Origin of the sequence: Streptococcus danieliae (assembly GCF_025447695.1) — a bacterium.
Classification (GTDB): Bacteria; Bacillota; Bacilli; order Lactobacillales; family Streptococcaceae; genus Streptococcus; species Streptococcus danieliae.
This window is the reverse complement of sequence record NZ_JAOBSU010000095.1, coordinates 1-6,826: the sequence shown is the minus strand read 5'-3', so window position 1 is coordinate 6,826 and position 6,826 is coordinate 1. Positions and strand designations below refer to the sequence as shown.

Below are 6,826 nucleotides of genomic sequence, written 5' to 3'. Positions count from 1 at the left end.
CCATTGTTTTTTGGCAATTTCTGATGATTTTTTAGCTATTTACACGGAGTTGTTTGAGGTATGAATAATTTGGGTTAACATAAAGAAAAGTAGTGAGTACTTTCTCCCGTCGGAGATTTCCTCACTACTAAGCTTAGTATGTTTTCAACCATCAAAAAAACTCCCCTGATCCTATCAGGAGAGTCTAGTCCTAGACCGAGAAAGAGCTGGGTAAGGGATTATTTCCAAAAATCGTCAAAAATAGTAATCGGTAAATGCCGTTTGTGTTCTGCTTTAAACCATAGTTCTTCGATTCGAGCTTGGTCTTGAACGGCTACGGTTTTTCCTTCCAGGTAATCATCAATCGCTTGGTAGGAAACGCCGAGGGCTTGTTCGTCCGCTAGAAGGGGCTTTTCTTCTTCTAGATCAGCTGTCGGTATTTTTTCATAGAGGGCAGCAGGGGCCTTTAAGGCTTGTAAGAGCTGACGTCCCTGACCCTTGTGCAAACGGTAGAGGGGCAGAATATCTGCTGCTCCATCACCAAACTTGGTAAAGAAGCCTGTTAGATTCTCAGCTGCGTGATCGGTTCCGATAACGGCTCCCTGATGGGCAGCTGCTAGGGCATATTGGACCTGCATACGTGCTCTGGCTTTTACATTCCCTTTGTTAAAATCACTAATCGCTTGGTCAGCTGCTTCTAAGCTGGCAACAAGGGCATCGACACTTGGCTTAATATTAACAGTGACTACCTGGTCGGCTTTGATAAAGTCTAAAGCAGCTTGAGCATCGGCCTCATCCAATTGCTGACCATAGGGCAGACGAACCGCTATAAATTGATAATTGGCATCGCCTGTCTCCTGACGTAGTTCCTCGACAGCTAGCTGGGCTAGACGGCCAGCCAGGGTCGAATCCTGTCCACCTGAAATCCCTAGAACATAGGACTTCAAAAAGGGGTGTTTCAATAGGTATTCCTTTAGGAAATCCAGACTTCGACGAATTTCAGCTCGTGGGTCAATGACAGCCTGAACCCCAAGCGTTTGGATAATGGTTTCTTGCAAGGTCATGCGTCCACTCCTTCTTCTAAAGCCTGACGGCGAACTTTTTCAATCAAGTTCATCTTGTTTTCCCAAACATCACGCGCCAAATCAACCGGATAATCTTGAGGGTTCAAAACCCGCTTGTATTCATCCCAAAGATTGTCAAAGGCTATCCGGGCACGTTCCTGAATCTCCACTAGACTTGGAGACTGGTAAATCAAACGTCCCTCATCATAGATTGGGATCAGCATTGGAATCCCCTCAAAGTCTCGCACCTTTTTGTTGATATAGGTGTAAGTCGGATGGAACATATCCAATTCTTCCAGCTGATTAATGTCCTGATCAGCAAAGGAAATATAGTCTCCCTCAGACTTCCCCTTGGCCCGACTAGTAATCCGCCAGACTTGCTTTTTACCAGGAGTCGATACTTTTTCAGCATTACTGGAAAGCTTGATGGTATCCCGCATATGGCCAGTTTCATCTTCAATCGCCACAATTTTATAAACAGCGCCCAGAGCTGGCTGGTCGTAAGCTGTAATTAACTTGGTCCCGACTCCCCAGACATCAATTTTAGCCTTTTGCATCTTAAGGTTTAAAATCGTTGTCTCATCCAAATCGTTCGATGCGTAGATTTTTGCTTCTGTAAATCCAGCATCATCCAGTTGCTGGCGCACTTTTTTAGAAATATAAGCAATATCGCCCGAATCAATCCGAACACCCAAGAAATTGATTTGATCTCCCAACTCCTGGGCCACACGAATAGCCGCAGGCACACCAAGTCTTAGCGTATCATAAGTGTCGACCAAGAAGACGCAGTTGCGATGCGTTTTTGCATAAGCCTTAAAGGCCTGGTAATCATTCCCGTAGACTTGGACAAGCGAATGGGCATGGGTCCCTGCCACCGGAATGGCAAAACGTTTTCCAGCCCGGACATTACTGGTCCCAGAGGCGCCTCCAATAAAGGCTGCTCGAGTTCCCCAAATAGCTGCATCCATTTCCTGGGCTCGGCGAGTCCCAAATTCCAAGAGCGGCTCATCCCCAATCACGGATTTGATTCGTGCAGCCTTGGTCGCAATCAAGGTCTGGTAGTTGATAATATTCAACAGGGCTGTTTCCACTAACTGACACTGAGCTAGTGGTCCCTCAATCTGCATCAAAGGTTCATTGGCAAAAACCAAATCCCCCTCTTGGACCGAACGAACAGTGATCTGCAATTGAAAATCGGCGAGATAAGCTAGAAAATCCTCTTCATAACCTTGATCACGAAGATAGGCTAGGTCAGATTCTGTAAAGCGCAACTCCTCCAAATATTGGATAACCCGCTCCAAGCCAGCAAAAACGGCATAACCATTTTTAAAGGGCAATTTTCGAAAATACAACTCAAAGACAGATTGCTTCTGATGAATCCCTTGCTCAAAGTAGACTTGCATCATATTGATTTGATACAAATCTGTATGCAGGGTCAAACTATCATCTGGATACATAAAAACTCCTCCAAAAATACTAGTCCCATTATACCATACGAAAGACGTTGAAAACAGAGGATTCTGTAGGGTGCTTTTGGTCCGCAAAAAAGCCAGGACTAGCCCAGCTTTTAAATTATTGTTCTGAAATGTATTTATAGACTTGTTGACCAGCAACGGCACCATCACCAACAGCTGTAGTGATTTGACGGAGATCCTTCTGACGAATGTCTCCAACAGCATAGATGCCATTAACCTTGGTTTTCATTTCCTTATCGGTAGGGATCCAGCCGTTTTCATCTGTGATTCCTAGGTCTTTGACAAATTCACTCACCGCATCCAAGCCGACATAGATAAAGACAGCTCCAAAGGCTTCTTCTGTCACCATACCTGTTTTGACATTTTCTAAGACAACGCTTTGAACTTTACGCTCGTCGCCTTTGATTTCCTTAACGACACTATCCCAGATGAAGCGGATTTTTTCATTGGCAAAGGCACGATCTTGGAGAACCTTTTGGGCCCGAAGCTCGTCACGACGGTGAACAATTGTTACACTTTTACCCATTTGCGTTAAGAAAAGGGCTTCTTCAACGGCTGAATCACCGCCCCCAACAACTAAAATGTCTTCATCGCGGAAAAAGGCTCCGTCACAGACCGCACAGTAGGAAACTCCGCGGCTGTTGTATTCTGCCTCACCAGGAACACCTAGCGATCGATGAGCTGATCCTGTCGCCACAACAACGGTCTTCGCTTGGAAGTCCCCTGAATCTGTGTGCACAATCTTATGATCTCCCTGATCTTCAACCGATGACACCAGCCCGAAAATGTATTCTACTCCAAAACCTTCTAAGGGTTGGAACATGTGGTCTGCCAACTCTGGACCAGAAATCTTAGCAAAACCTGGATAGTTTTCAATATCAGCTGTGTTGTTCAACTGACCACCAGGAATCCCACGCTCAAGAAGGGCAACCTTGAGATTCCCACGAGCTGCATAGAGAGCAGCGGTCATTCCAGCTGGGCCAGCTCCAATAATAATTGTATCGTACATAAAGAGTTTCTCCTTAGAATTCTTCTACTGTCATTATAGACCCCTCTGAGCTTTATTTCAAGAAAGTCGACCTAGAAGACAATCAAGAGGGCCATAACCGCAAAAGAAAAGATTGGAATCACCAGACAAGAAGCAATCAAGACCTCATGTCGCATTGTTCGTTTCTCAATTCCCTTAGACAAGCCTTGAAAATAATAATAGACACCTAAAATAAGCACCAGCAGACTTGTCACCAACAGGCTCTGAAAATAGAGCATCAGCATTTGCGCCAACATCCTTAAACCGCCTCTTCTCGACGATAATTGGCCAAGAAGTTCTTGGTCCGCTCTTGCTTGGGATGGTGGAAAATTTGCTCCGGAGTTCCCTCTTCGATAATTTTTCCTTTTTCCAAGAATAAAACGCGATCCGCTACTTGCTCGACAAAGGCCATATCGTGACTCACCAAAATCATGGTTTGCCCGTCCTCGGCGGCCTGGCTAATTGCCTTTTCCACTTCGCGAACCAACTCAGGATCCAAGGCAGAAGTCGGTTCATCCAGCAAGAGCACACTTGGTTTCATGGCCAAAGCCCGGGCTAAACCAACCCGTTGTTTTTGTCCCCCAGATAGTTGTTTGGGATACTGGTCCACCTTATCGGCCAGACCAACCTTGGTCAGCTCCTTAAGCGCTAAATCTTTAGCCTTGGGGACCGGCATTTTCTTAACCTGGACCAAGCCCTCCATGACATTTTCTAAAACTGTCCGTCTGGAAAAGAGATTAAACTGCTGGAAAACCATCGACAGGCGTTGGCGTAGCTTCAGGATATCATCCTTGTTTGCAGTTTTGACATCTAAAAGGCTATCACCAATTTGAATGGTTCCAATATCAGCGGTTTCCAAAAAATTAAGGCTCCGTAGAAAGGTTGACTTCCCAGCTCCTGAAGAACCAATCAAGGCAATCACTTCGCCCTGATGGATCTCTACATCCAACTTATCCAAAACGACCTGTTTCCCGAATTTTTTACTCAATCCCTTAATCGTAATCATCTGAGACCTCCTATTCATCGCCAATCGCCAGGCGGCGCTCCCACCAGCGTCCAAATTGCTCGACTAGAATGCTCACACCCCAGTAAACAAGGGAAACAGAGATAAAGCGTTCAAAGTAACGGTAATCTGTTCCACCCAAAATTTGAGCCTGGGCAAAGATTTCCACAACCCCGGCATTAAAGGCCAGGGAAGTTCCCTTGGTCAGACCAATCAAATTGTTAATTAAGGTTGGGAGGGCAATCACAGCTGCATTGGGGAAAACCACACGGCGGTAAACTTGGCTTTCGGTCATCCCTAAACTGCGGGCGGCCTCCACCTCACCTGGATCCACCGCTAAGATAGCTGCACGAATCGTCTCACTAGCATAAGCGGCTTCATTAAAGGCAAAGGCTACAATGGCAAAGACAGCTGCCGGGATGGCATTAATATTCCAAGCAGTCCCAAGACTCTGATTCACGGCCTTCAAGAGGAGGGGAATCCCGTAGTAGGTTAACATCAGTTGTACCAAAATCGGGGTCCCACGCAAAAAGCTGACAAAAACAGCTTGAATCGGGTATAAAATCCGCACCCGCCGAATTTTAACCAGAGCAAACAGAATCGCCAACATCAACCCAAAGATCGAACCTGCCAAGGTCAACCCCAAAGTAATGGGCAACCGTTCCAGAATCCGTGGTAGTCCATCAAAAACTGCCCGCACACTAAACAATTGACCATCTGGCAAACTATTCATTAAATTTTCATAAAAAGTTACTCCTAGATTAGGAATCATACACTACCTCTTACTTCCTAAAAGGTCTGTCGCTTCGCCTTACGTTCTGCACGGCCTTGGGCTCTGCGTTCAGCCCTCTTGGTTTTTCTTCGTTTTTCATTAACGGCCCACTGAATTTTTTTCTTATAGCCCGGCTTAATGTTCTTTTTCTTCTTTTTGACCAAGCCGATCATTTCAGTGTCCAGTTTTTCACGTTTTTTCTCTCGTTGTGCCCGACGATCCCGGTCATAGGTTTCAACAAATTCTCCATCCTTGATTTCTTTTGGTAAAAAACGGATACCCATTTTTTCCAAATCACGGATAGCTGAATCATCTTGTGGCGAATAGAGGGTGATGGCTGTTCCATCCAAGCCATTCCGGCCAGTCCGACCAACCCGATGGATGAAAAAGGAGAGATCCTGAGGAATCGCATCATTAATGACATGACTGACTCCTTCAATATCAATCCCACGGGCTGCAAGGTCTGTCGCTACCACAAAGCTATAGTCCAGGTTTTTAATCTGGTTCATGGTCCGTTTTCGTTCACGGGCTGGGATATCTCCATGGATGCGCGCAACTTTTAGTCCTTGTTGCTGCAAATAGAGATAAAGCTCCTCTGCTCGGTCCTTGGTATTAACAAAAATCATCGCCAAGTAAGGCTGCATCATTTGAGACATCTGATAAATCAAGGCATTCCGGTCGCGCCCCTTAGTCGACACCAACCAATTGTCGATAGTATCTGAAATTACCGTTTTGGTTGCAATCTGCTCCATCACAGGTTGTTGCAAATACTTCTTCAGGAAGGGTTGCAGTTTTTGCGGAATGGTCGCTGAAAAGACCAAGATTTGAACCTCTTTGGGCAAACGTGAAGCGATCCGATCGACCGTTTCTAAAAAGCCCATATCCAGTGTCATATCCGCCTCATCAACAACAAATGTTCTTGTTTTATGGATATCTAAAGCGCCACTATCGACCAAGTCATAAATACGACCTGGCGTCCCGATAACAAGGTGGGGCTGATTTTTAGCCAGACGCTCAATTTGACGCGCCTTATCAGTCCCACCCACATAATTGGCTAAACGAACAGAGAAGGGTGCGTGGCTCGCCAGCTGCTTACAGGCTTGATAGATTTGTTCGGCCAGTTCTCGACTGGGCGCCGTAATCACAGCCTGAGTATAATCACTATCCTCTAATTGCTGAAAAATTGGTAGTAAAAAGGTGTGGGTTTTACCAGAACCTGTCTTAGATTCTCCCACCAAATCCTTCCCAGCCAAGACAACCGGAATCAACCGTTCCTGAACCTCAGTCGGTTGGTAAAAATTGATTTCCTTCAAAGCTTGCTGAAGAAAGTCCTTTAATTGAAAATCAGTAAATTTCATGCTTCACTTCCTTTTCTAACTTCCTTCCATTATACCACATTGAAAATCAGAAAAAGGCTGGAAAAAATCCAACGAATCATTCCCGTTGCTTATTCTTTTTGAAAATAATGTCAGGATCCTGACTCCTCCTCATCAATTTCATAAAAAT

7 protein-coding genes are annotated in these 6,826 nt (G+C 45.3%); all 7 read right to left on the bottom strand.

Going from position 1 to position 6,826, the window contains the following annotated elements; translation table 11 throughout:
• Window positions 1–218: 218 nt before the first annotated feature.
• Entirely contained in the window at window positions 219–1,043 is an 825-nt protein-coding gene (gene nadE / locus N4310_RS06985) for an ammonia-dependent NAD(+) synthetase (protein ID WP_262092612.1), read from the bottom strand.
• A complete protein-coding gene (locus tag N4310_RS06980; RefSeq protein WP_262092611.1) occupies window positions 1,040–2,500 on the bottom strand; it encodes a nicotinate phosphoribosyltransferase in 1,461 nt (486 codons plus the stop codon). The genes nadE and N4310_RS06980 overlap by 4 nt, the downstream gene beginning before the upstream one ends.
• A 115-nt stretch (window positions 2,501–2,615) precedes the next feature.
• A complete protein-coding gene (gene trxB / locus N4310_RS06975) occupies window positions 2,616–3,527 on the bottom strand; it encodes a thioredoxin-disulfide reductase (RefSeq protein ID WP_160333320.1) in 912 nt (303 codons plus the stop codon).
• 71 nt (window positions 3,528–3,598) lie between these two features.
• Complete coding sequence (locus tag N4310_RS06970; protein WP_262092610.1) at window positions 3,599–3,790, bottom strand: DUF4059 family protein; 192 nt, start codon at window positions 3,788–3,790, stop codon at window positions 3,599–3,601.
• Window positions 3,791–3,804: 14 nt separating this feature from the next.
• Window positions 3,805–4,551, bottom strand: coding sequence for an amino acid ABC transporter ATP-binding protein (locus N4310_RS06965; protein ID WP_262092609.1), 747 nt, complete (start codon window positions 4,549–4,551; stop codon window positions 3,805–3,807).
• 10 nt (window positions 4,552–4,561) lie between these two features.
• Window positions 4,562–5,320 (bottom strand): amino acid ABC transporter permease, encoded by a 759-nt coding sequence (locus N4310_RS06960; RefSeq protein WP_262092608.1) that lies wholly within the window; start codon window positions 5,318–5,320, stop codon window positions 4,562–4,564.
• Window positions 5,321–5,337: 17 nt separating this feature from the next.
• Window positions 5,338–6,678, bottom strand: a complete 1,341-nt coding sequence (locus N4310_RS06955) for a DEAD/DEAH box helicase (RefSeq protein WP_262092607.1) — start codon at window positions 6,676–6,678, stop codon at window positions 5,338–5,340.
• Window positions 6,679–6,826 lie beyond the last annotated feature (148 nt).

What these genes read in the sequence shown, in the direction of transcription:
- nadE (WP_262092612.1), bottom strand. Translation starts at nt 1,043, where the DNA reads ATGACCTTGCAAGAAACCATTATCCAAACGCTTGGGGTTCAGGCTGTC.
- N4310_RS06980 (WP_262092611.1), bottom strand. Translation starts at nt 2,500, where the DNA reads ATGTATCCAGATGATAGTTTGACCCTGCATACAGATTTGTATCAAATC.
- trxB (WP_160333320.1), bottom strand. Translation starts at nt 3,527, where the DNA reads ATGTACGATACAATTATTATTGGAGCTGGCCCAGCTGGAATGACCGCT.
- N4310_RS06970 (WP_262092610.1), bottom strand. Translation starts at nt 3,790, where the DNA reads ATGCTGATGCTCTATTTTCAGAGCCTGTTGGTGACAAGTCTGCTGGTG.
- N4310_RS06965 (WP_262092609.1), bottom strand. Translation starts at nt 4,551, where the DNA reads ATGATTACGATTAAGGGATTGAGTAAAAAATTCGGGAAACAGGTCGTT.
- N4310_RS06960 (WP_262092608.1), bottom strand. Translation starts at nt 5,320, where the DNA reads ATGATTCCTAATCTAGGAGTAACTTTTTATGAAAATTTAATGAATAGT.
- N4310_RS06955 (WP_262092607.1), bottom strand. Translation starts at nt 6,678, where the DNA reads ATGAAATTTACTGATTTTCAATTAAAGGACTTTCTTCAGCAAGCTTTG.